The 21122-nt window shown below is 65.9% G+C and carries 20 protein-coding genes; 15 read left to right on the top strand and 5 right to left on the bottom strand.

Going from position 1 to position 21122, the window contains the following annotated elements; genetic code table 11:
- Positions 1-68 precede the first annotated feature (68 nt).
- On the bottom strand, positions 69-1694 hold the full coding sequence (locus tag I3J27_RS11690) for a helicase HerA-like domain-containing protein (RefSeq protein WP_270169087.1): 1626 nt from the start codon (positions 1692-1694) through the stop codon (positions 69-71).
- 349 nt (positions 1695-2043) lie between these two features.
- Here I3J27_RS11690 and I3J27_RS11685 point away from each other — a divergent pair, with 349 nt between their 5' ends.
- The 15 genes from I3J27_RS11685 (at position 2044) to I3J27_RS11615 (ending at position 16811) form a co-directional block, all read left to right on the top strand.
- Positions 2044-2409 carry a DUF2267 domain-containing protein gene (locus I3J27_RS11685; RefSeq protein WP_270169085.1) on the top strand — a complete coding sequence of 122 codons (366 nt, stop codon included), beginning with the start codon at positions 2044-2046 and terminating at the stop codon, positions 2407-2409.
- Between the two features lie 24 nt (positions 2410-2433).
- Positions 2434-2841: a DUF4332 domain-containing protein gene (locus I3J27_RS11680; RefSeq protein ID WP_270169082.1), complete on the top strand. Its 408-nt coding sequence runs from the start codon at positions 2434-2436 to the stop codon at positions 2839-2841.
- Positions 2842-3098: 257 nt separating this feature from the next.
- Positions 3099-3959, top strand: a complete 861-nt coding sequence (gene folP, locus I3J27_RS11675; protein ID WP_270169080.1) for a dihydropteroate synthase — start codon at positions 3099-3101, stop codon at positions 3957-3959.
- Positions 3956-4324: a dihydroneopterin aldolase gene (folB, locus tag I3J27_RS11670; RefSeq protein WP_270169078.1), complete on the top strand. Its 369-nt coding sequence runs from the start codon at positions 3956-3958 to the stop codon at positions 4322-4324. Before folP ends, folB begins: the two co-directional genes overlap by 4 nt.
- A 2-nt stretch (positions 4325-4326) precedes the next feature.
- Positions 4327-4818, top strand: coding sequence for a 2-amino-4-hydroxy-6-hydroxymethyldihydropteridine diphosphokinase (gene folK, locus I3J27_RS11665; RefSeq protein WP_270169076.1), 492 nt, complete (start codon positions 4327-4329; stop codon positions 4816-4818).
- Between the two features lie 81 nt (positions 4819-4899).
- Complete coding sequence (locus tag I3J27_RS11660) at positions 4900-6771, top strand: methylmalonyl-CoA mutase family protein (protein WP_270169074.1); 1872 nt, start codon at positions 4900-4902, stop codon at positions 6769-6771.
- Positions 6768-7232, top strand: coding sequence for a GFA family protein (locus tag I3J27_RS11655; RefSeq protein WP_270169055.1), 465 nt, complete (start codon positions 6768-6770; stop codon positions 7230-7232). The genes I3J27_RS11660 and I3J27_RS11655 overlap by 4 nt, the downstream gene beginning before the upstream one ends.
- Positions 7233-7255: 23 nt before the next feature.
- The gene (gene scpA / locus I3J27_RS11650) at positions 7256-9412 is read left to right on the top strand and encodes a methylmalonyl-CoA mutase (protein WP_270169038.1); all 2157 of its coding nucleotides are present in this window, start codon (positions 7256-7258) and stop codon (positions 9410-9412) included.
- A 39-nt stretch (positions 9413-9451) separates the two neighbouring features.
- Positions 9452-10243 (top strand): RsiV family protein, encoded by a 792-nt coding sequence (locus I3J27_RS11645; RefSeq protein ID WP_370691949.1) that lies wholly within the window; start codon positions 9452-9454, stop codon positions 10241-10243.
- 131 nt (positions 10244-10374) lie between these two features.
- Positions 10375-11367, top strand: a complete 993-nt coding sequence (locus tag I3J27_RS11640) for a tripartite tricarboxylate transporter substrate binding protein (RefSeq protein WP_270169036.1) — start codon at positions 10375-10377, stop codon at positions 11365-11367.
- Positions 11368-11538: 171 nt separating this feature from the next.
- On the top strand, positions 11539-12033 hold the full coding sequence (locus tag I3J27_RS11635; RefSeq protein WP_270169033.1) for a tripartite tricarboxylate transporter TctB family protein: 495 nt from the start codon (positions 11539-11541) through the stop codon (positions 12031-12033).
- Between the two features lie 3 nt (positions 12034-12036).
- On the top strand, positions 12037-13548 hold the full coding sequence (locus I3J27_RS11630; protein ID WP_270169031.1) for a tripartite tricarboxylate transporter permease: 1512 nt from the start codon (positions 12037-12039) through the stop codon (positions 13546-13548).
- 51 nt (positions 13549-13599) lie between these two features.
- Complete coding sequence (gene meaB, locus I3J27_RS11625; protein WP_270169018.1) at positions 13600-14589, top strand: methylmalonyl Co-A mutase-associated GTPase MeaB; 990 nt, start codon at positions 13600-13602, stop codon at positions 14587-14589.
- Positions 14586-15242: a pyroglutamyl-peptidase I gene (locus tag I3J27_RS11620; RefSeq protein WP_270169016.1), complete on the top strand. Its 657-nt coding sequence runs from the start codon at positions 14586-14588 to the stop codon at positions 15240-15242. Before meaB ends, I3J27_RS11620 begins: the two co-directional genes overlap by 4 nt.
- Before the next feature lie 198 nt (positions 15243-15440).
- A complete protein-coding gene (locus I3J27_RS11615; RefSeq protein WP_270169014.1) occupies positions 15441-16811 on the top strand; it encodes a TIGR03808 family TAT-translocated repetitive protein in 1371 nt (456 codons plus the stop codon).
- Between the two features lie 28 nt (positions 16812-16839).
- Here I3J27_RS11615 and I3J27_RS11610 read toward each other — a convergent pair whose 3' ends face one another.
- The 4 genes from I3J27_RS11610 to I3J27_RS11595 all read right to left on the bottom strand — a co-directional run bounded on the left by I3J27_RS11610 (position 16840) and on the right by I3J27_RS11595 (position 21038).
- Positions 16840-17568, bottom strand: coding sequence for a TIGR03809 family protein (locus tag I3J27_RS11610; protein ID WP_270169012.1), 729 nt, complete (start codon positions 17566-17568; stop codon positions 16840-16842).
- 480 nt (positions 17569-18048) lie between these two features.
- Complete coding sequence (locus I3J27_RS11605) at positions 18049-19761, bottom strand: S8 family serine peptidase (protein ID WP_270169010.1); 1713 nt, start codon at positions 19759-19761, stop codon at positions 18049-18051.
- Between the two features lie 15 nt (positions 19762-19776).
- The gene (locus I3J27_RS11600) at positions 19777-20472 is read right to left on the bottom strand and encodes a hypothetical protein (protein WP_270169008.1); all 696 of its coding nucleotides are present in this window, start codon (positions 20470-20472) and stop codon (positions 19777-19779) included.
- Entirely contained in the window at positions 20469-21038 is a 570-nt protein-coding gene (locus I3J27_RS11595; protein ID WP_008140099.1) for a sigma-70 family RNA polymerase sigma factor, read from the bottom strand. The genes I3J27_RS11600 and I3J27_RS11595 overlap by 4 nt, the downstream gene beginning before the upstream one ends.
- Positions 21039-21122 lie beyond the last annotated feature (84 nt).

Here is a 21122-nt window from a genome sequence, read left to right as displayed (position 1 = left end):
GCCGGGCGAAACATGGAGGCGGGGATCAAGCACGCAGAACGTGGCTGCCCCAAAACAGGGCTCGCTGCCTACCTGCGCAGCAGCCCGCCGAGCGCGCCGCGGACCAAGGTGCGGCCGATCGAGCCGCCGAGCTGGCCGGCAACCGACTTGCCGATATTGGCCGCCATTCCCCCGATCACCTGGTTGGTGACCGAGCGCGTCACGTCGCGCGCGATGACCTGCCCTGTCGACAGGCGGCCGCGCTTGACGTTGGTGCCGAAGATGGTGCCGACGATCGAGCCGATCTGGCCGATGATGCCGCCACCACCTCCACCGGCCGCGCCGGCATCGGCCGTCGCAGCCGTGCCGGCAATCCGCTTCTGGATCATCTCATAGGCGGACTCGTCATCCACGGCGGTGTCGTATTTGCCCTTCACCGGGCTTGCATCCATGATCGCCTTGCGCTCTTCCGGCGTGATCGGTCCGATGCGGGCCGATGGCGGCCGGATCATGACACGTTCGACCATCGTCGGCGTGCCGTTGCCTTCGAGGAAGGACACCAGCGCCTCGCCCTTGCCGAGCTCCATGATCACCTTGACGGTGTCGAGCTTCGGGTTCGGCCGGAAGGTCTGGGCAGCGGCGGCGACCGCCTTCTGGTCGCGCGGGGTGAAGGCCCGCAGCGCGTGCTGCACCCGGTTGCCGAGCTGCCCGAGCACGCGGTCGGGCACGTCGATCGGGTTTTGCGTCACGAAATAGACGCCGACGCCCTTGGAGCGGATCAGTCGGACCACCTGCTCGATCTTGTCCATCAGCGCCTTCGGCGCGTCGTTGAACAAGAGATGCGCCTCGTCGAAGAAGAACACCAGCTTCGGCTTCGGCAGATCGCCGGCCTCAGGCAATTCCTCGAATAGCTCCGACAGCATCCACAAGAGGAAGGTCGCGTAGAGTCGCGGACTCTGGAGCAGCTTGTCGGCGACGAGGATGTTGACCATGCCGCGGCCGTCGCGGTCGGTCTTCATGAAGTCCTTCAGCGTCAGCGCCGGCTCGCCGAAGAATTTGCTGGCGCCCTGGTTCTCTAGCACCAGAAGCTGGCGCTGAATGGTGCCGACGGTCGCCTTGGTGACGTTGCCGAAGCCCTGCGCCGCCTTCTTGATGTCGGCGAGCGGACTTTCCTCGGCATCCGCCCCCTTCTTGCCGGCATCCGGCACGATGGCATCGAGCAGCGCGCGCAGATCCTTCATGTCGATGAGGGTCAGCCCGGCGTCGTCGGCGACGCGGAAGGCGACGTTGAGCACGCCTTCCTGCACGTCGTTCAGATCGAGCATGCGCGCGAGCAGGAGCGGTCCCATTTCGGTGACGGTCGCCCGCACCGGATGGCCCTGCTCGCCGAACACGTCCCAAAATACCGTCGAGAACTGGTCGGGCTGGAATGTCAGCCCCATCTCGGTGGCGCGCTTGACGATGAAGTCCTTGGGCTCGCCGACCTCGGAGATGCCGGAGAGGTCGCCCTTGATGTCGGCCGCAAAGACCGGGACACCGGCACGCGCAAATCCTTCCGCCATCACTTGCAGCGATACCGTCTTACCGGTTCCGGTCGCGCCGGTGACGAGGCCGTGGCGGTTGGCGAGCGCCAGCGTCAGCCATGCCTGCGCGTCTCCCTTGCCGACGAATATCTTGTCGTCGGTGTCGCCGAGCTTGCTGTCCTGTGCCGTCATTATTCTCTCTGATCTCTTTGCCGTGTTTCGCGTATTGAACTCGACCGCGCCTGTTCCGTAGTTTAACGCATGTCGCGCGCCGATTAAAACCGTTCAACGTGCTTCCGGCATGCGACATTGTCGGAAAAGGAGCGGACTGCATCAGCCGAAAGTAGGAACGACGCGTTCGCACCGCGGCAATTTTTTGCCGATTCCATCTCCGCTCTTGCATCGCTGCAACACTTTTTGCGTCTTCGAGAATGAATCGGAACGTTGGCCGCGTTCATCGCTTGTATTTCACACCACACCGGCTCAAGATCATTTTCGAAAGCAATATTCCGGCATGCAAACCGGCTGAGGGGCGGGCCTTATGGACGAGCTGATCGGGCGGCTGGCGACAAACGCCAGCATAGATAGTGCTGTCGCTGAAAAGACCGTCGGCATCATCCTGGGCTTCCTCCGCAGCGAAGGTCCTTCCGAGAACGTCGAAGCCCTGATCGATCGGATTCCCGGTGCGGAAGCCGCGATCGAGGCGTCGAGGAGCGGCGGCGGACTGTCGCGGCTGATGGGTGGCGGCCTGATGGCCGTCGGCACGCGCCTGATGGGCCTGGGACTCGGCATGTCCGAGATTCAGAACGTTTCCCGTGAACTTTTCCACTACGGCCGAGACAAAATCGGAGCGGATCAGATGGGCAAGATCATCGCGGGGACGCGGGGCCTCAGCCAATTCGCCTGAGCGACGCATTTCATATCGAGTATCATGACATATCCGATCTCCGAGATTGAGGGCCTGCCGGCCTTTGCCGCCAACAAGTTGAAGGCGCAAGGAATCCGCACGACCGACGCGCTGCTCGAGGCGGCCTCGACCGTGAAGGGCCGCAAGGCGCTCTCCACAAGGACCGGCATCAGCGAGCAGCAATTGCTCGAATGGGCCAACGTCTCCGACTACATGCGCATCCCCGGCATGGGCCGCGCCAAGGTCAACCTTGTCCGCGCCGCCGGCGTCACCACCGTGCGCGAGCTCGCCTATCGGAATCCGGCAAGGCTGGCCCAGAGCATGCGGGAAGCCAACGAGAAGAAGAAGCTGGTCCGCATCCTGCCGTCGGAAAAATCGGTCGGCGACATCATTGCCAAGGCGAAGAAGCTCGCGCCGAAGATTTCGTATTAGGTCGCCTACTCTCTCCGTCATCCCGCGCAACCGCGAAGCGGTTGCCGCTGGAGGTGCGAGGCGAGCGACGCATAGCGTCGCACGCGGAGCCTCGAAGGATGCACGGCCACCGCTGCCGCTGCACGGGGAGAACCGGGCCGTCATCCTTCGAGGCTCGCCGAAGGGGCGAGCGCTTCAGGGTGACGGTGAGAGATGGAGGCTCGCAGCAGCCCCCCTCCCGCCTTGAACTCATCCTCCCCGACCGCTAAAGCGGGCCCATGAACGCCTCGCCCTCCCCATCGGTCCCGCCGGCCGGCTCGGCCGGGCTAGAAGTGCTGCGGACGCTGCTGGAACGGCCGATTCCGGCGGTGATGGGCGTGCTCAACGTTACCCCGGATTCCTTCTCCGACGGCGGCGAGTTCATCGCGCCCGACCAGGCGCTTCAGCGGGCGCGGAGAATGATCGCTGATGGCGTCGACATCATCGATATCGGCGCCGAGTCCACCCGGCCCTATACGGGCGCCAAAGCGGTCACGGCGGCGGACGAGCTGGCCCGGCTGAAGCCGGTGCTGGCAGGCGTGGCGGCGCTGGGCGTCCCCGTGTCGATCGACAGCATGAAGGCCGAAGTCGTGGCCTTCGCGCTCGACCAGGGCGCGGTCATCGCCAACGATGTCTGGGGCCTGCAACGCGACGCCGGCATGGCGCCGCTGGTCGCCGCGAAAGGCGTTCCCGTCATCGTCATGCACAACCGCGACAGCGTCGATTCCGCCATCGACATCGTGGCAGACATGAAAGCATTCTTCCTGCGCTCACTGGATATCGCCGCAACGGCCGGCATCGCCCGCGACAAGATCGTGCTCGACCCCGGAATCGGCTTCGGCAAGACGGCCGAGCAGAGCATGATCGCGCTGGCGCGCTTACGCGAGCTCGACATGTTCGGCCTGCCCGTCCTGGTCGGCGCCTCGCGAAAACGCTTCATCGCCTCGGTGTCGCCGTCGGAGCCATCGGGCCGGCTCGCCGGTTCGATCGCCGCGCATCTGATCGCCGCGCAGAAGGGCGCAAAGATCATCCGGACCCATGACGTCGCCGAGACCTTGCAGGCCCTGCGGGTCGCAAACGCAATCGAGAGCAAGCAATGACCGATACGATCTTCGTCACTGGACTGTCGATCCATGCCCGCCACGGCGTGATGGATCACGAGACCGAAGTCGGCCAGCGCTTTGTCATCGATCTCGAGCTCTATACCGACCTGTCGGAGCCATCGCGCAGCGACCGGCTCTCCGACACCGTTTCCTACGCCGAGGTCGTGGCGACCACGACGGCGGCGTTCAAGAACACCAATTACAAGCTGCTGGAGCGTGCCGCCGGCGCGGTCGCCGATGCCATCCTGTCGCACTTCCCCCGCATTCGCGCCGTGAAGATCACCGTGCACAAGCCGCATGCGCCGATCGCCGCGATCTTCGACGATGTCGGCATCGTGCTGACGCGCTCGCGGCATCCCTGACCATGGCGAGCGTGCTGATCGCACTCGGCGGCAATGTCGGCGATGTCCGCACGACATTCCGCAAGGCGATCGCCCACATCTGCGGCATGGCGCAGGCCGCGGTGGTCGCGCGTTCCTCGGACTACGTCACCCCACCCTGGGGCGACGAGGACCAAAATCCCTTCATCAATGCCTGCGTCGAGATCGAGACCGACCTCGATCCGCATGCGCTGCTGTTCGTGATGCAGAAGGTCGAGCAGAAATTCGGCCGGACGCGGGAGAAGGCAAGGCGCTGGGGACCGCGCACGCTCGATCTCGACATGATCGCCTATGACGATGTCAGCTTGCAGAAGCCCGACCTGACCTTGCCGCATCCGCGCCTGTTCGAGCGCGCCTTCGTGCTGGTGCCGCTCGCCGAGATCGCGCCCGACCGCGTGATCTCGGGCATTCGTGTGCGTGACGGGCTTGCCAGCGTCTCGACGCAAGGCATTGAGCGGCTTCCGGATACCGGTTAACCAAAAACAACCGTTTGCAGGGACGGTCCGCCGTGGCAATTTCGCCTGCGAATAACAAGATTTTCGGGAGCCCCTGTCCGTATGACCTCCTTGACTGACGACCTGAAGCTGGCGGCCGATTTTCCCAAGGCGACTGTCGAAGACTGGCGCAAGCTGGTCGACGGCGTGCTGAAGGGTGCGCCGTTCGAGAAGCTGGTCGGCAAGACCTATGACGGCATCCAGATCGAGCCGCTCTATCCGCGCGCCAGCGGTGTTGCGCCCGTGGTGGGGCGGCCCGCATCTGCACCGTGGCAGATCATGCAGCGGATCGACCATCCCGATGCGGCGGCGGCGAATGCGCAGGCGCTGACCGATCTCGAGAACGGCGCAACGGGTCTCGCGCTGGTGTTCGCCGGCGGCAGCGGCGCCCACGGGTTCGGCCTGGAACCGACGGCGGAAGCGGTCGCGAAGGTTTTGAAAGACATTCATCTCGACGCCGGCATCGGCATCGAGCTCCAGATCGGTCCGCAGTCGCGGATGGCGGCGATCCATGTCGCGGAATATGTGAAGAGCAACGGCCTCGATCCCGCCGCCTGCAACATCCGCTTCGGGCTCGATCCGCTCGCGGCCGGCGCGGTGTGGGGCCACAGCCCCTATGCCTGGGAGGAGATCGCTCCCGCCGTCACCGGCGCCATCAAGGGTCTTGCCGCGCTCGGCTTCAAGGGACCGTTTGCGTCCGCCGACGGGCGCGTGATCCACGACGCCGGCGGCTCCGAGGTGCAGGAGCTTGCCTTCGTGCTGGCCTGCGGCGTCGCTTACCTGCGCGCGATCGAAGGCGCCGGCATTCCGCTGGAGCAGGCGCAGGACATGGTCTATGCGCGGCTCTGCGCGGATGCCGACCAGTTTCTGACCATGGCCAAATTCCGCGCGCTGCGGCTGCTATGGGCGCGCGTCGAGACGGCGTGCGGGCTGACGCCGAAACCGCTGTTCATCGCCGCCGATACGGCCTGGCGCATGCTGACGCAGCGCGACCCCTACGTGAACATGCTGCGGGCGACCATCGCGACATTCGCGGCGGGCCTTGCCGGCGCCAACGCGATCACGGTGCTGCCGCATACGCTGGCGCTCGGGCTGCCCGACCCATTCGCGCGGCGCGTGGCGCGCAACACGCAGCTCCTGCTTCTGGAAGAGAGCAACCTCGCCAAGGTCAACGATCCCGCCGCCGGCGCAGGCGGCATCGAGACGCTGACAGCGCAGCTTTGCGAGGCGGCCTGGGCACTGTTCCAGGAGAGCGAGACAACCGGCGGCGCTTTTGCTGCGCTTCAGCAAGGCCTATTCCAGAGCAAAGTCGCGGCCGCGCGAAAAGCGCGCGACGCCAATATCGCAAAGCGCCGCGACGTGCTGACCGGCGCCACCGAGTTTCCGAATCTGCATGAGCGCGAGACAACGGTGCTGAAGGCGATTCCGGTCGCGCTCGCACCCTATGGCGAGCAAAAGTACAAATTCGACGCGCTGCCGCCGATCCGGCTGACGGAACCGTTCGAGGCGTTGCGCAACAAATCGGACGCGGCGTTGAAGGCGCGCGGCGCGCGGCCAAAAATGTTTCTGGCCAATCTCGGCACGCCGGCCGATTTCACGGCGCGCGCGACCTTTGCCAAGAGCTTCTTCGAGGCCGGCGGCATCGAGGCCCTCGACAGCGAGGGCTTTGCCGACCCGGCCAAGTGTGCGGCCGCCTTCAAGGCCTCCGGCGCCCAGCTTGCCTGCCTTTGTTCCAGCGACAAGGTCTATGCGGAACACGCAGAAGCTGCGGCCAGGGCCATGCAAACCGCAGGCGCGCGACATATCTATCTGGCGGGTCGCCCGGCTGAGGCCGAGGCGGCACTCCGTGCGGCCGGCGTCACGGGTTTTGTTTTCGCCGGGGGCGACGCGCTTGCCATTCTGCAAGACGCCTACCTTCGGATGGAGCAGCCATGACCGAGGCCAGCAAACCCGTTCTCACCGGCGGCTGCCAATGCGGGGCGGTGCGCTTTGCCGTGACGACTGCGCCGAACCGGGTTTCGATCTGCCACTGCCGGATGTGCCAAAAGGCCAGCGGCGCGCCGTTCGCCTCCTTCGCCGACATCAACAAGACCGACTTTGCCTGGACCAAGGGGCAGCCGTCGTTCTTCCGCTCCTCCTCGATCGCCGATCGCGGCTATTGCGCCGCCTGCGGCACGCCTCTCAGTTTTGCCCGCATCGACGGCGACCGCATCGAGATCATGACCGGCGCCTTCGATCGCCCCGACCACGTTGTGCCGACCCGGCAATACGGAACGGAATCGCGTCTCGGCTGGGTGGTCGGCATCTCCAATCTGCCGAGCCAGACGACGCAACAGAATTACGGACCGGAGAAGATGGCAACCATCGTCAGCCATCAGCATCCGGATCATGATTGAGCGCCTATGATATGGTTGAAACCATGAGCCGCATTCCCAATTTCGCTGACGTCGCCTTCGAGCGCGCCGCAACCGCTGCCCCTGCCGGCAGCGCCGAGCCGTGGCTGACGCCCGAAGGCATTTTGGTGAAGCCCGCCTATGGCGAGGCTGATCTCGCCCGGCTCGATTTCCTCGAGACCTATCCGGGCATCGCGCCGTTCCTGCGCGGCCCCTACCCGACCATGTATGTCAACCAGCCCTGGACGGTCAGGCAATATGCCGGCTTCTCCACGGCGGAGGATTCCAACGCGTTCTACCGCCGCAACCTGGCGGCCGGACAGAAGGGCCTCTCGGTCGCCTTCGACCTCGCCACCCATCGCGGCTATGACTCAGACCATCCGCGCGTCGGCGGCGACGTCGGCATGGCCGGTGTTGCGATCGATTCCATCTACGACATGCGCACGCTGTTCGCAGGGATTCCGCTCGACCAGATGAGCGTGTCCATGACCATGAACGGCGCGGTGCTGCCGATCCTCGCGCTCTACGTCGCCGCCGCCGGCGAACAGGGCGTGGCGCCGGAGAAGCTGTCGGGCACCATTCAGAACGACATTCTGAAAGAGTTCATGGTGCGCAACACCTATATTTATCCGCCTGCGCCCTCGATGCGGATCATCTCGGACATTTTTGCGTACACCTCGCAGAAGATGCCTAAATACAATTCGATCTCGATCTCCGGCTATCACATGCAGGAGGCCGGCGCGACGCAGGACCTCGAGCTCGCCTATACGCTCGCCGACGGCGTCGAATATCTGCGTGCCGGTCTTGCCGCCGGGCTCGACGTCGACCGCTTCGCGCCGCGGCTGTCGTTCTTCTGGGCGATCGGCATGAACTTCTTCATGGAAGTCGCCAAGCTGCGCGCGGCGCGCCTGCTCTGGGCGAAGCTGCTCAAGCCCTTCAATCCGAAAGACCCACGCTCGCTGTCGCTGCGCACGCATAGCCAGACCTCGGGCTGGTCGCTGACCGCGCAGGACGTCTTCAACAACGTGATACGCACAACGGTCGAGGCGATGGCGGCGACGCAAGGCCACACGCAATCGCTGCACACCAACGCGCTCGACGAGGCCCTGGCGCTGCCGACCGACTTCTCGGCGCGCATCGCCCGCAATACCCAGCTCTTCCTCCAGCAGGAGAGCGGCACCACCCGCATCATCGATCCCTGGGGCGGCTCGTATTATATCGAGCGGCTCACGCGCGACCTTGCCGCGAAAGCCTGGGGCCATATCCAGGAGGTCGAGGAGCTTGGCGGCATGGCCAAGGCGATCGAGGCCGGCGTGCCGAAGCTGCGCATCGAGGAAGCCTCGGCGAAGACGCAGGCGCGCATCGATGCCGGCAAGCAGGCCGTGATCGGCGTCAACAAATACAAGCCGACCGACGAAGCGCCGATCGACATCCTCAAGGTCGACAATACCAACGTCCGGCGCTTGCAGATCGACAAGCTGACGCGGCTGAAGGCCGAGCGCAACCAGAGGGACGTCGATGCCGCGCTTGCCGCGCTGACGCGCTCGGCCGGCGAAGGCAACGGCAATCTGCTCGCGCTCGCGATCGATGCGGCGCGCGCGAAGGCCACCGTCGGCGAAATCTCTGACGCGATGGAGAAGGTGTTCGGCCGCCACCGCGCCGAAATCAAATCCATCACCGGCGTCTACAAGCGGGAGGCGTCCAGCATGGGCAACCAGGTCGAGAAGGTTCAGGCGCTGATCGATGCGTTCGAGGAAGCCGAAGGCCGCCGCCCCCGCATCCTGGTCGCCAAGATCGGCCAGGACGGCCACGACCGCGGCCAGAAGGTGATCGCGTCCGCGTTCGCCGACATCGGCTTCGACGTCGACATCGGACCGCTGTTCGCCACCGCCGACGAGGCCGCGCGCCAGGCGGTCGAGAACGACGTCCACATCCTCGGCGTCTCCTCCCTCGCCGCCGCGCACCTCACCGCCGTGCCGGAGCTGAAGGCCGCGCTGAAGAAGCAGGGCCGCGACGACATCATGATCATCGTCGGCGGCGTGGTGCCGCCGCAGGATTACGACGCGCTCTATGCCGCCGGCGCGGAGGCGATCTTCCCGCCGGGCACCGTGATCGCGGATGCGGCCGAAGAGCTGATCCGCAAGCTGAACGCGCGGCTAGGGCATAGCGAGGCGGCAGAGTAGCGGTCGCCGACGATCTTCCGACAAGAAGGATTTTGCGTGATGTTTCTCGCGCCAACGGTCATGCGCGCACTGGCTGCGGTCGCAGTTTGCGGCGCGCTGCTCGGCCCCGCAAATGCCGCCGACCCCAAGCCCGACGCCGTCATCAAGACCAAGAGCATCGAGGCGCGCGTTTTCCTCGACGACAAGATCAAGGCGGATGCGGCACTGGCGGCCAATTGCCTCGCCGAAGGCAGGAAATGGCTCGGCAAGAATGCGACGGAAGCTGCCGCCTCGCGCAAGGCGGATCCGCAATTCTTCAAGGACGGCGGCTGGGATTTCGAGCGCAAATACACGCTCCGCTCGGTGGTCGATGACCGCTATGTCAGCATCCTGCGCAACGACTACATGGACACCCATGCCGCGCATCCCAATTCGGAGGTGGACACGATCCTGTGGGACAAGGCCGCGAACAAGCGCATCTCGATCCGGCCGTTATTCACCGAGACCGCCGCCAAAGGCCCGACCATGAAAGCGATGGTGCAGGCCGTGATCGCCTCTCTCAAAGCCGAGAAGACGAAGCGCGACGCCAGCGAGACCGCGACCGACGAGTGGTTCAAGGGCCTCGAACCGAACCTGCTCAAAATCGGTGCGGTGACGCTCGCGCCGTCGACCGAAGCGGGCAAGAGCTCCGGGCTCACCTTCCACTATCCGCCCTATGCGGTCGGCTCCTACGCCGAGGGCGAATATGTCGCATTCGTGCCGTGGGAGACGCTGAAGCCGTATCTCACCGCGGAAGGGTCTCGTATCTTCGGCGGCGCGCGGCCGAAGGGCGACGCGGACGAGCCGCAGTGACCATGATTCGAGCTGCGCCGCGTTGCTCACAACGCCGTGGTAGCGCTACCTTGCGGCGGTGCCGCAAAGCCGACTAGAATGCCTTCATTGACAAGAGCGCCCGATGTCACGGCGCCGCTGGGAGGCATTCAATGTCCAAGATTACCCGCCGCACCTTTGCGGCTTCATCCGCCGCGGTCGCCGCATCCGCCGCATTCGGCCTCGCACCTGCACGCGCACAGGCCTATCCGGCGCGGCCGGTCACCGTGGTCGTGCCCTGGGGCGCGGGCGGCGGCACCGACGCGACCGCACGCATCGTCGCAGCGCTGCTGGAAAAGGATCTCGGCCAGCCCTTCAACGTCGTCAACCGCACCGGCGGCTCCGGCGTGGTCGGTCACACCGCGATCGCGACCGCGCAGCCGGACGGCTACACCATCGGCATGCTCACCGTCGAAATCTCGATGATGCACTGGCAGGGCCTGACCGAGCTGACGCCGAAGAGCTACACCCCCCTCGCTTTGATGAATGAAGATCCGCCGGGCATCCAGGTCCCCTCCTCCTCGCCCTACAAGACGGTGAAGGAGCTCGCCGAGGCGATCAAGGCGGCGCCTCCCGGCAAGTTCAAGGCCTCGGGCACCGGCCAGGGCGGCATCTGGCATCTGGCGCTGGTCGGCTGGATGCAGGCGATGGGCCTGCCCGCCAACCAGGTCGCCTGGGTGCCGTCGAACGGCGCGGCGCCCGCGATGCAGGATCTCGCCGCCGGCGGCCTCGACCTCACCACCTGCTCGGTGCCGGAGGCGCGCGCGATCATCGAGGCGGGCAAGGCGAAGAGCCTTGCCATCATGGCGCCGGCGCGCAACCCGATCTTCAAGGACGTGCCGACGCTGAAGGAGGCGATGGGTATCGACTACGCAACCGGCGCCTGGCGCGGCATCGGCGCGCCGAAGAACCTGCCGCCGGAGATCGCAACCAAGCTCACCGCGGCGCTGAAGAAGGTCTACGACTCCGCCGAGTTCAAGGACTTCATGAGCAATCGCGGCTTCGGCACGGTGTGGGGCGATGCCGGCGAGTTCGCCAGCTTCATGGACAAGGGCGATGCCCAGATGGGCACCGCGATGAAGGCGGCCGGCCTGAGCAAGGCGTGATCTTTCACCTCTCCCCGCTTGCGGGGAGAGGTCGAATTCGAGCTCCGCTCGAATTCGGGTGAGAGGGACTCTCCGCGAGTCCGACTCTCACCGTCTTCGCGGAGACTCCCCCCACCCCAGCCCTCTCCCCGCAAGCGGGGAGAGGGAGAAGGACACTTACAGGACTTCCCCATGCGTCTTCCCGACTCCGTCACGGGATCGTTTCTCGTCGTGCTCGGCGCAGCCGCCGCCTATGGCGGCTATATCCTGCCGCCGGTGCCGGGGCAGCCGGTCGGCCCCAACGTGTTTCCGCTCGTGATCGGCATCGGGCTCGTGCTCTGCGGGCTCGCGATCGTGTTCGGCATCGGCCATTCCTTCGAGGAGGAGGAAGAGCTGGTGCCGCTCGAGGACGGCCAGGTGGCGGCCGCGCCGCCGCCGCAGAGCAAGCTCTACGGCCTGCGCGCCCTGCTGCCGCCGGCGTTGCTGCTGTTCTACGTGGCCGCCGCCGACCGGCTCGGCTTCATCATCACCGCGGCAATCATGGTCTATGTCACCTCGACCGCGCTCGGGGCGAAGTGGAAGCTGGCGCTGCCGCTTGCGGCGCTGTCGCCGTTCGCCATCCACCTCATCTTCGGCAAGCTGCTGCGCGTGCCGCTTCCCGCCGGCCTGCTGCCGACGCCCTGGTGATCCATGCTCAAGACCCTCATTGAAGCGTTCGCCCTGATCTCCACCTGGGAGGTCATCATCGCGATGTTCGCGGCGTCCGTGTACGGGCTCGTGATCGGCTCGCTGCCGGGCCTGTCGGCGACGATGGCGACAGCGCTGCTGGTGCCCGTCACCTTCTATCTCTCGCCGATCGCGGCGATCGCGACCATCGTCGCGGCGTCCTCGATGGCGATCTTCTCCGGCGACATTCCCGGCGCGCTGCTGCGCATTCCCGGCACCCCCGCGTCGGCCGCCTATGCCGACGAGGCCTATGCCATGACGCGCAAGGGCCAGGCCGAGCTCGCGTTAGGTGCCGGCGTCTGGTTCTCCGCCGTCGGCGGCATCGCCGGCGTCTTGTCGTTGATGATCCTGGCGCCGCCGCTCGCCGAGATCGCGCTGTCGTTCTCGACTTTCGAATATTTCTGGCTGGCGCTGCTCGGCCTGATGTGCGCCACCCTGGTGGCGCGCTCCTCGCCGGTGAAGGCGATCGCCGGCATGTTCCTGGGACTGCTGGTCTCCTGCATCGGCATCGAGAATCCCGGCGGGGTGCCGCGCTTCACCTTCGGCATCACCGACCTGTTCGGCGGCATCGAGCCGATCCCGGCGCTGGTCGGCGTGTTCGCGGTGGCGCAGGTGATGCGCGCGATGCTGACGCCGGAACCGCCGCCCCTGCCGCGGCGAAAATTCGGAAGCATCATGGCCGGCCAGTGGAAGCTCACAAAACTGTATCACTGGCAGATGACGCGCGGGAACATCGTCGGCATCATCATCGGCGTGCTGCCGGGCGCCGGCGCTGACATGGCCGCCTGGGTGTCCTACGCGATGTCGAAGCGCTTCTCCAAGGAGCCGGAGAAATTTGGCACCGGCCATGTCGAGGGCCTGGTCGAGGCCGGCGCCAGCAACAATGCCAGTATCGCCTCGGGCTGGGTGCCCTCGCTGCTGTTCGGCATTCCCGGCGACACCATCGCCGCGATCGCGATCGGCGTGCTCTACATGAAGGGGCTCAATCCGGGCCCGACGCTGTTCACCGAGAAGGCGTCGAGCATGTACGCGATCTACCTGATGTTCATCATCGCGAACATCCTGATGATCCCGCTCGGCATCGCCATGATCCGCGTCGCGGCCTACATCCTGCTGGCACCGCGCTCCGCCATCATGCCGATCATCATGCTCTGCTGCGCCGTCGGCTCGTTCGCGATCGGCAACAACATGTTCGGCGTCGTCACCGTCGCCGCCTTCGGCGTGATCGGCTACGTGATGGAAGCCAACGGCTATCCCGTCGCCGCCATGGTGCTCGGCATCGTCATGGGCACCATGGTCGAGCAGGCCTTCGTCACCTCGCTGATCAAGTCCGACGGCAGCATCCTGCCTTTCTTCGAGCGCCCGGTTGCCGCCATCCTCGCGGCGATGGCGATCGGCGCGCTGCTCTGGCCGGTGATGGTGTGGGTGTGGCGGAAGGTGAAACCGGCGCAGACAGCGGCGGCAACGGGCAGGTGATATGGGGCGGGCGGCCCTCGCCTGCCCCGCCGTGGCGTTGTAAAGCAGGGCATGACTGAGAAGAAAGCCTCGCTGGACATCAAATCCCTCGCCCGCGACCTGCGCGCGGGCAGCCGCGCGGCGCTGGCGCGGGCCATCACGCTTGTGGAGAGCCGGCGCGGCGACCATCAAGGGTTGGCGCGCGAGCTGGTGCAAATGCTGCTGCCCGACACCGGCAAGGCGTTTCGTGTCGGTATCACGGGATCGCCCGGCGTCGGCAAATCCACCACCATCGACGCGCTCGGCACCTACCTGATCGAACAGGGCAACAAGGTCGCGGTGCTCGCGGTCGATCCGTCCTCGGCGCGCAGCGGCGGCTCGATCCTCGGCGACAAGACGCGGATGGCGCAGCTCGCGGCCTCTGACCATGCCTTCATCCGCCCCTCGCCGTCCTCGGGCACGCTCGGCGGCGTCGCGGCCAAGACGCGCGAGGCGATGCTGCTGTGCGAGGCCGCCGGATTCGACGTCGTGCTGGTGGAGACCGTCGGCATCGGCCAGTCCGAGACGGCGGTCTGCGACATGACCGATTTCTTCCTTGCGCTGATGCTGCCGGGCGGCGGCGATGAATTGCAGGGTATCAAGAAGGGCCTGGTCGAGCTCGCCGACATGATCGCGATCAACAAGGCCGACGGCGACAATCTCAAGCGCGCCAACATCACCGCCGCCGACTATCGCGGCGCGCTGCACATTTTGACGCCGCGGTCCGAGCACTGGCATCCGCCGGTCGAGACCTATTCGGCGCTGACCGGAAACGGCATCGCAAAACTCTGGCAGAAAGTTCTGGATCACCGCAAGGCGATGAATGCGTCCGGCGATTTCGCCTCGCGGCGGCGCGAGCAGCAGGTGAAGTGGATGTGGTCGATGCTGGAGCAGCGCATGCTGGCGCGGCTGCGCAGCGAGGCATCGGTGCGGACCAAGGTCCGGAAAATCGAGACGGAAGTGGCCGACGGCCATCTCACGCCGGCGCTTGCCGCCGAGCAGATTCTGGAGTTGCTGCAATGAGCGAAAAGCTCCGCATTCTCCTCACCGGCTTCGGACCGTTCCCCGGCGCGCCCTATAACCCGACGCAGCCTCTGGTGGCGCGGCTGGCGCAGCTGCGCCGGCCGGCACTGGACGACGTCGTGCTGTCGAGCCACATCTTTCCGGTGACTTATGCCGCGGTCGACCGGCAATTGCCGGAGGTGCTCGCAGCACAAAAGCCGGATGCGCTGCTGATGTTCGGCCTCGCTGCGCGCACGCCTTATTTGCGCATCGAGACCCGCGCACGCAACGCCGTCACCATGCTGTGGCCCGATGCCGCCAACACCCGCTCGAGCAAGCGCGGTATCACAGGCACCGCCGACGCGATGAATTTCGGTCCGCATACGGCAAGGCTGCTGCGCGCCGCGCGTCTCACCGGCATCGATGCGCGCGCCTCGCGCGATGCCGGCGCCTATCTCTGCAACTATTTGAGCTGGCGCGCGATCGAGAACGTCAGGGCCGGCGGGCCGCAGCTCGCGGCCTTCATCCATATCCCCCTGCTGGCGCGCAGCGGCGCCGTGCGGCGCAGGGGTGCGCCGCGGATCACGCTGGAGGAGCTGGTCGACGCGGGGGAAGCAATGCTGATGGAGATGGCGGGGTTGGCGCGGAAGGGGCGGAACACGCCGGCTTCGTAGGGTGGGCAAAGGCGCATTGCGCCGTGCCCACCATACGTCCGCATCTGTTGTGACGATGGTGGGCACGCTACGCTTTGCCCACCCTACGGCAGCTCGCTTTGCGTAAACATTTAACCCTACCGCCAACAATCCTCACGACCGCCTCCGCCCTACGCTACCTAATCGCCGCGGACCCCCGCGTCCGCCGGAGGACGCGTCATGGACCTCAATCGCCGTCATCTCATCGGAGCTTCCACCGCAGGCATCGCGGGCGCACTGGCTATGCCGGCCGATGCCGCGCGCGCGGCGCCGCTGACGTCCCTGCTCGGCCGCGATGCCACGCAATATGGCGTGCGGCCCGGCAGCAGCGAGGATCAGACCCGTGCGCTCCAGCGCGCCATCGACGAAGCCGCGCGGGTGCAGATGCCGCTGGCACTGCCGCCCGGCATCTACCGCAGCGGATTGTTGCGGTTGCCGAACGGCGCCCAACTCATTGGCGTGCGCGGCGCGACCAAGCTTGTCTTTACCGGCGGCGCCTCGGCAATCCAGAGCGACGGCTCCGACGCAATCGGCCTCACCGGCATCACCTTCGACGGCGGCGACATTCCGCTGCCGACCCGGCGCGGATTGATCCACGCCCTCGGCGGGCGTGACGTCCGCATCACCGATTGCGAGATCACCGGCTCCGGCGGCAGCGGCATCTGGCTCGAGCAGGTGTCCGGTGATGTCTCTGGCAATATCTTCACCAACATCGCGGTCACGGCGGTGGTCTCATTCGACGCCAGGGGCCTCAGCGTGTCCCGCAATACCATCATTGGCACCAACGACAACGGCATCGAGATCCTGCGCACCGCGATCGGCGACGACGGCACGCTGGTCACTGATAACCGCATCGAGGACATCAAGGCCGGCCCCGGCGGCTCCGGCCAGTACGGCAACGCCATCAACGCCTTCCGCGCCGGCAACGTGATCGTGCGCGGCAACCGCATCAGGAATTGCGATTACTCCGCGGTCCGCGGCAACTCCGCATCCAACATTCACATCACCGGCAACAGCGTCAGCGACGTGCGCGAGGTCGCGCTCTATTCGGAGTTCGCGTTCGAGGCCGCCGTGATCGCCAACAACATTGTCGACGGCGCCGCCGTCGGCGTCTCCGTCTGCAATTTCAACGAGGGCGGCCGCATCGCCGTGGTCCAGGGCAACATCATCCGCAACCTGATCCCGAAACGGCCGATCGGCACCGCGCCCGACGACGATGCTGGCGTCGGCATCTACATCGAGGCGGATAGTTCGGTGACCGGCAACGTGATCGAGAATGCGCCGTCCTACGGCATCGTCGCCGGCTGGGGCAAATATCTGCGCGACGTCGCAATCACCGGCAACGTGATCCGCAAGGCCCTCGCCGGCGTCGGCGTCTCCGTGATGCCGGGCGCCGGCACAGCGCTCGTCAACAACAACATGATCTCGGAAACCCCGCACGGCGCCGTGGTCGGACTCGATCACGCCCGTGCAGTGACGTCGGATCTGTCGGCGGAAGGTGCGCAGCGCTTCGCGCAGGTGCTGGTCGGCGGGAACGCTGTGCGGCGGTAGTTGCCGCCCCTCGCCCAGCTCCCAAACGCTAGAACGCGTTCCTCAGCAGCGGATACTTCGCTTCCAGGCCGTCGAGGCTGAAGGTGAATTCGACGACGCGCTCGGGGGCGGCGACGATTTCGGCGGCGGGCGGGGCGAATTGCGGCAGGAGCGCTGCCATTGCAGCAGGCGCGGCAACCGGCGGCTTCACGGCAGGCGCCGTGAGCGGTGCCATTGCAGCGGGCGCGACGTTCGGCGGCCTCACAACAGGTGCGGTTGGCGGCGTCCTCGCAGCCGGAGCCTTGAGCGGTGCGACGGCAGCGGGAGCAATGAACGATACCACCGCGGCAGGCGCCGCGAGCGGTGCCGCCGGAGCGAGCGGGGCCTCGGTGATTTCGGCGAGAACGTCCGGCTTGGGATCGAGCCTGACCGGCACGGCGGTCTCGGGCGCGATATGGACGGCCTTCGGCTGCATGGTCTGCGCCTCGCGCGGAAACACGCGGGGCATGGTCGCCGGGGACCAGCCGAATGCGGGCGAGACACTCGCGGCCGCCGCGGCGACGTCGCCACCGGTCGCGAGCGCGCGCCAGGTCTGGACGGCGCGCTTGGCTTCCTGGATGTTTTCGAGAAATGCGATCTCGGAGTGATAGCGGCGCCAGCGTCCGGTCTCGAACATTTCGGAGAGATGTTCCAGCCGCTGCTCGGCGAGAGCGCACCAGCGTGCCGCAATGGCGCGGCCCCCAGCCGCGTCGCGAACAGCTTCTTGGCGATGTGTCATAAACCAGCCCGTCAGGAGAAAAATACGGACGCGACGCAACGCACACGAATCAATTTAGACGCGACATGAATATTTTGTGGAAAAGTTTTGACTTGTCCAGCAACGACACGGGTCTCGTCACAAAACACCGTAGTCGCGCGGAGTTTGAAGGGGTTTTCGAGTCAAGCTTCGCACAAGCATAGCCGACGTGTGCTGCACCGGCCGACGCATGAGGACGCACGCGGGCGCGCTCCCTCAACCGGAAGCTGATCTCGTGTGCCGCTTCGAGAAATCGGATGCCCAAAAGAAAAGACCCGTCCGGGGGGACAACCGGACGGGTCGAGCCATATGGGCGCTTGGGGTGGATGGGCGCTCGCGCCTAATATGACTGATGGGGAGGGATAACCGCTCCCACATAATTTGGTCGTGGCAGGGAGCTGAACGTTCAAAGTGGCGTTCGATTTTTTGATCCCTGGCCTGCGCGCAAAGTTGTCGCGGCCGCTATCGCGTCGCGGGCTTATCCGCCTGAGAAATCGCGGATTTATCGTCGGCACTCGAGAGCGAAGGTTGTTCTATTGCGCGGACGCCGGGCTCCTCGCGACGCTTCCCGGCATCTTCACGTTTTGTTGTACCGGACGCCGCCGCGACCGGCGTCGCGCTGTCGGCGGGAACAGACATCACCGCGGCAAATGCATCGGCCTGGCCGTCGCCGAAGAAATCATCACGGCCGGGTGACCCGAGGTCGCGCGCGGTCTTCGTCAGCGCCATACGCAGCGCCTCCGGCTTCAATGTGTAATTACGCTCGAGCAGCAGCGCCGCGACGCCGGAGACATAGGCAGCCGAGAACGAGGTTCCCGACGTCATCTGGTACTTGCCGTCAGGCGCCGGCAGGAAGATGTCGACGCCGGGCGCCGCCAGCGCGATGTAGTTGCCGCGGTTGGACGCCGAGAACAGCTTGTCCTGCCGGTCCGTCGCGCTGACTGCGATCACGTTGGGATTGGCAGCCGGATAGAGCGGCGGTGATTTCTCGCCGGCATTGCCGGCGGCCGCGATCAGCACGAGGCCGCGCGCGGCGGTCGCCGCGATGGCGCGCTCGATCACCGCGTCCTTCGGACCGGCAAAGCTCATATTGACGATCTGCGCGCCGTGCTCGGCGGCGTAATTCAGAGAGCGCAGGATGATGTAGGACGAGCTCTGGGCACCGCCCGTGGCGCCGCCGAAGGCGCGGATGGCGATGATGCGCGCCTCGGGCGCACTGCCCATCAGCCTGGCATGGGCCACGATGGCGCCGGCAATGCCGGTGCCGTGGACGTGCGGGCCCTCGGAGCTGCCCAGCGCATCGAAATTGTCGGCGACGGAATTGGCGAGCTCGGGATGGCTGGCGTCGATGCCGGAGTCGATCACGGCAACCGTCACGTTGGCGCCATGCGCCAGCGTATGTGCCTGCGGCAGGCGAAGCTTCGACAGTGCATATTGCGCGGGATCGCCCTCGCTCGGCGTCGACGCCTTCTGGTCCTGGAGCACGTAACGGAAGTTCGCCTGCACCGAGCGCACGCTGGCATCAGTGGCGAATTCCCGGCGCACGGTCTCGTAAGCGCGGCCGTCAGTGATGCGAAACAGGCCGAACGTGGCCCCGATCAGCGGAAAATTTTCGGAAGCGACGCGCGTCAAGCCGTGCCGCCGGGCAAGCTCGTCAGCCTCCGCCACCGACAATGCACCGTCAATCTCGGCCACGAATTCATTGGCGAAGGTGCGCAAATTCACCACGGCAAGCGGGCTGTTGCCACGCCCCTTGGCGGCGCTCTTCCTGCCCGATTTGCCCGCGCCATCGCCGCCTGCGTTCGGCTGCGCCAGGCATTCGCCGCCGGCGTCGCGGTAGGGCCCGGTGCAGGCCGGATAGAGGTTCGGCGAGTAACGCGCATAGGGCAGCACCGGCGTTGGCCCCATCCGCGCGGTGGTCGTGCGCGGGATGGCAGGGATAGCTCGCGGCCCAGGGGCGACGCCGACCGCCCGCGCGGCAACACCGGGGCTGACGCGCGCGGCGATACTGGGAGAAATGGTCGGCGTACGCGAGGGGACGCTGATCGTCGGCGTGCGCATGATCGCCTGCGCCTGCGCAACCTCGACGCCGAGACAGGCGGCGAGCAGTAGCGCGGCTCCGACCGACGAACCGTAGGCCCCGGCGCGTACCCTGCTCTCAGACTTGCGCGTCATCGGATCAGCGGGCGTCTAGGGCGCCGCGACGGCCAAATTGACGAACTTCTCGCGCTGCATCCTGCCGAGCAGCGAGGCGAGTTCGTCCTGGCTCATCGCCTTGTCGAACTGGAGACGGAACATGCCGCCCTTGGCATCGCCGATGATCGAAGCCTGATAGCTGTCGAGCAGCGCGGTGATGTCGGCGACACGCGCCTCCGGCGTGAAGCGCACCAGCGCGCGCGCAGGTGCAGAGACAGCTCCAAGCTCGCGTGTGATCGGCGCGCCGACGGAGAGGGAAGCGGTCTCGAAGGTCGCGGTCTGGGTCTTCATCAGCACGGCGCCGATGATGCCGGCCTGCAGCAGCAGCGCGATGGCACCGAGGCTCGCCGACCAGGCCAGCGTGCGCGGCGACAGGCCAGCGAAGAAGGTCGCGATGCGCGCCGAGAGCGGCAGCGAAGTGATTGCCCGCGCCGGCTCGGCGTCGATCGCGGCGAACAGTTTCTGCATGGCGCGCGCCGACGGGGCACCCAGGCTCTCGTTCAGATGGATGGTCTCTTCGTACTCGCCGCGGATCGCGGCATATTGCTTCGCGAGCTCCGGATCATGTGCCAGCGCGTCCTCGACGCGGCGGGCATCGCGCGCGTTGAGCGTGCCGGCGGCGTGCCAGGGCAGCAGCAGTTCAATTTCACTGGGCTCTTGCTCCAGCATCTTCTTGCTCAAAGCCATCATGGCCAGCCTCGCTCAACGCCGGCTGCCTTCAGCAGTTCGGCCAGTTTCTTGCGCGCATAGAACAAGCGCGTCTTCACAGTGTTCTCCGGAATGCCGACGATTTCGGCCACTTCTTCCACGGACTTCTCGTGGTAGTAGACGAGATCGACGATCTCCCGGTGATCCGGCGAGAGGCCCGTCAGACACTCCCGCAACGCTTCACTGGTATCCTTCTTCTGCACCGCGATTTCCGGATCGTCGGACGAATCCTCGATCGCGTTTGCAGCTTCGTCGTCCAATCCAACGTCCTTCCTGCGCCGGAGCGCAGACAGGGCCTTGAATCGGGTAATTGCCAGCAGCCAGGTGGAAACGGCCGATCGGCCCTCGAACTTGCCGGCTTGACGCCAGACGTCGAGAAATACCTCGCTAATGAGGTCTTCCGCCGCCTGCTCGTCTCGCACGAGCCTCAGCCCGAACCTGTAGACCCTGACATGATGCCGCCCGTACAGCACCTGCATGGCGAGCCGGTCACCTTGAGCGATCCTGGCGATCAGGACCTCGTCCGAAGCCGCCTGTGTCACGCTCAAAGGCCGTCTCGCAAAGTTGGTCGGGTCGATGCGGCGGACGGTTCGACGAGGGGAGCGAAATTCTTCAATCTACCGCAGTCGTAC

Source organism: Bradyrhizobium xenonodulans (genome assembly GCF_027594865.1).
GTDB classification, from domain to species: Bacteria; Pseudomonadota; Alphaproteobacteria; order Rhizobiales; family Xanthobacteraceae; genus Bradyrhizobium; species Bradyrhizobium xenonodulans.
Note: the sequence above shows the minus strand (reverse complement) of the source record. Positions and strands in the feature narration are given on the sequence as shown.

Bases quoted from the DNA above. Each gene is read 5' to 3' on its own strand.
- I3J27_RS11610 (WP_270169012.1), bottom strand. From the start codon at position 17,568: ATGACACATCGCCAAGAAGCTGTTCGCGACGCGGCTGGGGGCCGCGCC.
- meaB (WP_270169018.1), top strand. From the start codon at position 13,600: ATGACTGAGAAGAAAGCCTCGCTGGACATCAAATCCCTCGCCCGCGAC.
- I3J27_RS11685 (WP_270169085.1), top strand. From the start codon at position 2,044: ATGGACGAGCTGATCGGGCGGCTGGCGACAAACGCCAGCATAGATAGT.
- I3J27_RS11630 (WP_270169031.1), top strand. From the start codon at position 12,037: ATGCTCAAGACCCTCATTGAAGCGTTCGCCCTGATCTCCACCTGGGAG.
- I3J27_RS11605 (WP_270169010.1), bottom strand. From the start codon at position 19,761: ATGACGCGCAAGTCTGAGAGCAGGGTACGCGCCGGGGCCTACGGTTCG.
- I3J27_RS11680 (WP_270169082.1), top strand. From the start codon at position 2,434: ATGACATATCCGATCTCCGAGATTGAGGGCCTGCCGGCCTTTGCCGCC.
- I3J27_RS11615 (WP_270169014.1), top strand. From the start codon at position 15,441: ATGGACCTCAATCGCCGTCATCTCATCGGAGCTTCCACCGCAGGCATC.
- I3J27_RS11600 (WP_270169008.1), bottom strand. From the start codon at position 20,472: ATGATGGCTTTGAGCAAGAAGATGCTGGAGCAAGAGCCCAGTGAAATT.
- scpA (WP_270169038.1), top strand. From the start codon at position 7,256: ATGAGCCGCATTCCCAATTTCGCTGACGTCGCCTTCGAGCGCGCCGCA.
- folK (WP_270169076.1), top strand. From the start codon at position 4,327: ATGGCGAGCGTGCTGATCGCACTCGGCGGCAATGTCGGCGATGTCCGC.
- I3J27_RS11640 (WP_270169036.1), top strand. From the start codon at position 10,375: ATGTCCAAGATTACCCGCCGCACCTTTGCGGCTTCATCCGCCGCGGTC.
- I3J27_RS11645 (WP_370691949.1), top strand. From the start codon at position 9,452: ATGTTTCTCGCGCCAACGGTCATGCGCGCACTGGCTGCGGTCGCAGTT.
- folB (WP_270169078.1), top strand. From the start codon at position 3,956: ATGACCGATACGATCTTCGTCACTGGACTGTCGATCCATGCCCGCCAC.
- I3J27_RS11660 (WP_270169074.1), top strand. From the start codon at position 4,900: ATGACCTCCTTGACTGACGACCTGAAGCTGGCGGCCGATTTTCCCAAG.
- I3J27_RS11690 (WP_270169087.1), bottom strand. From the start codon at position 1,694: ATGACGGCACAGGACAGCAAGCTCGGCGACACCGACGACAAGATATTC.
- I3J27_RS11635 (WP_270169033.1), top strand. From the start codon at position 11,539: ATGCGTCTTCCCGACTCCGTCACGGGATCGTTTCTCGTCGTGCTCGGC.
- I3J27_RS11655 (WP_270169055.1), top strand. From the start codon at position 6,768: ATGACCGAGGCCAGCAAACCCGTTCTCACCGGCGGCTGCCAATGCGGG.
- folP (WP_270169080.1), top strand. From the start codon at position 3,099: ATGAACGCCTCGCCCTCCCCATCGGTCCCGCCGGCCGGCTCGGCCGGG.
- I3J27_RS11620 (WP_270169016.1), top strand. From the start codon at position 14,586: ATGAGCGAAAAGCTCCGCATTCTCCTCACCGGCTTCGGACCGTTCCCC.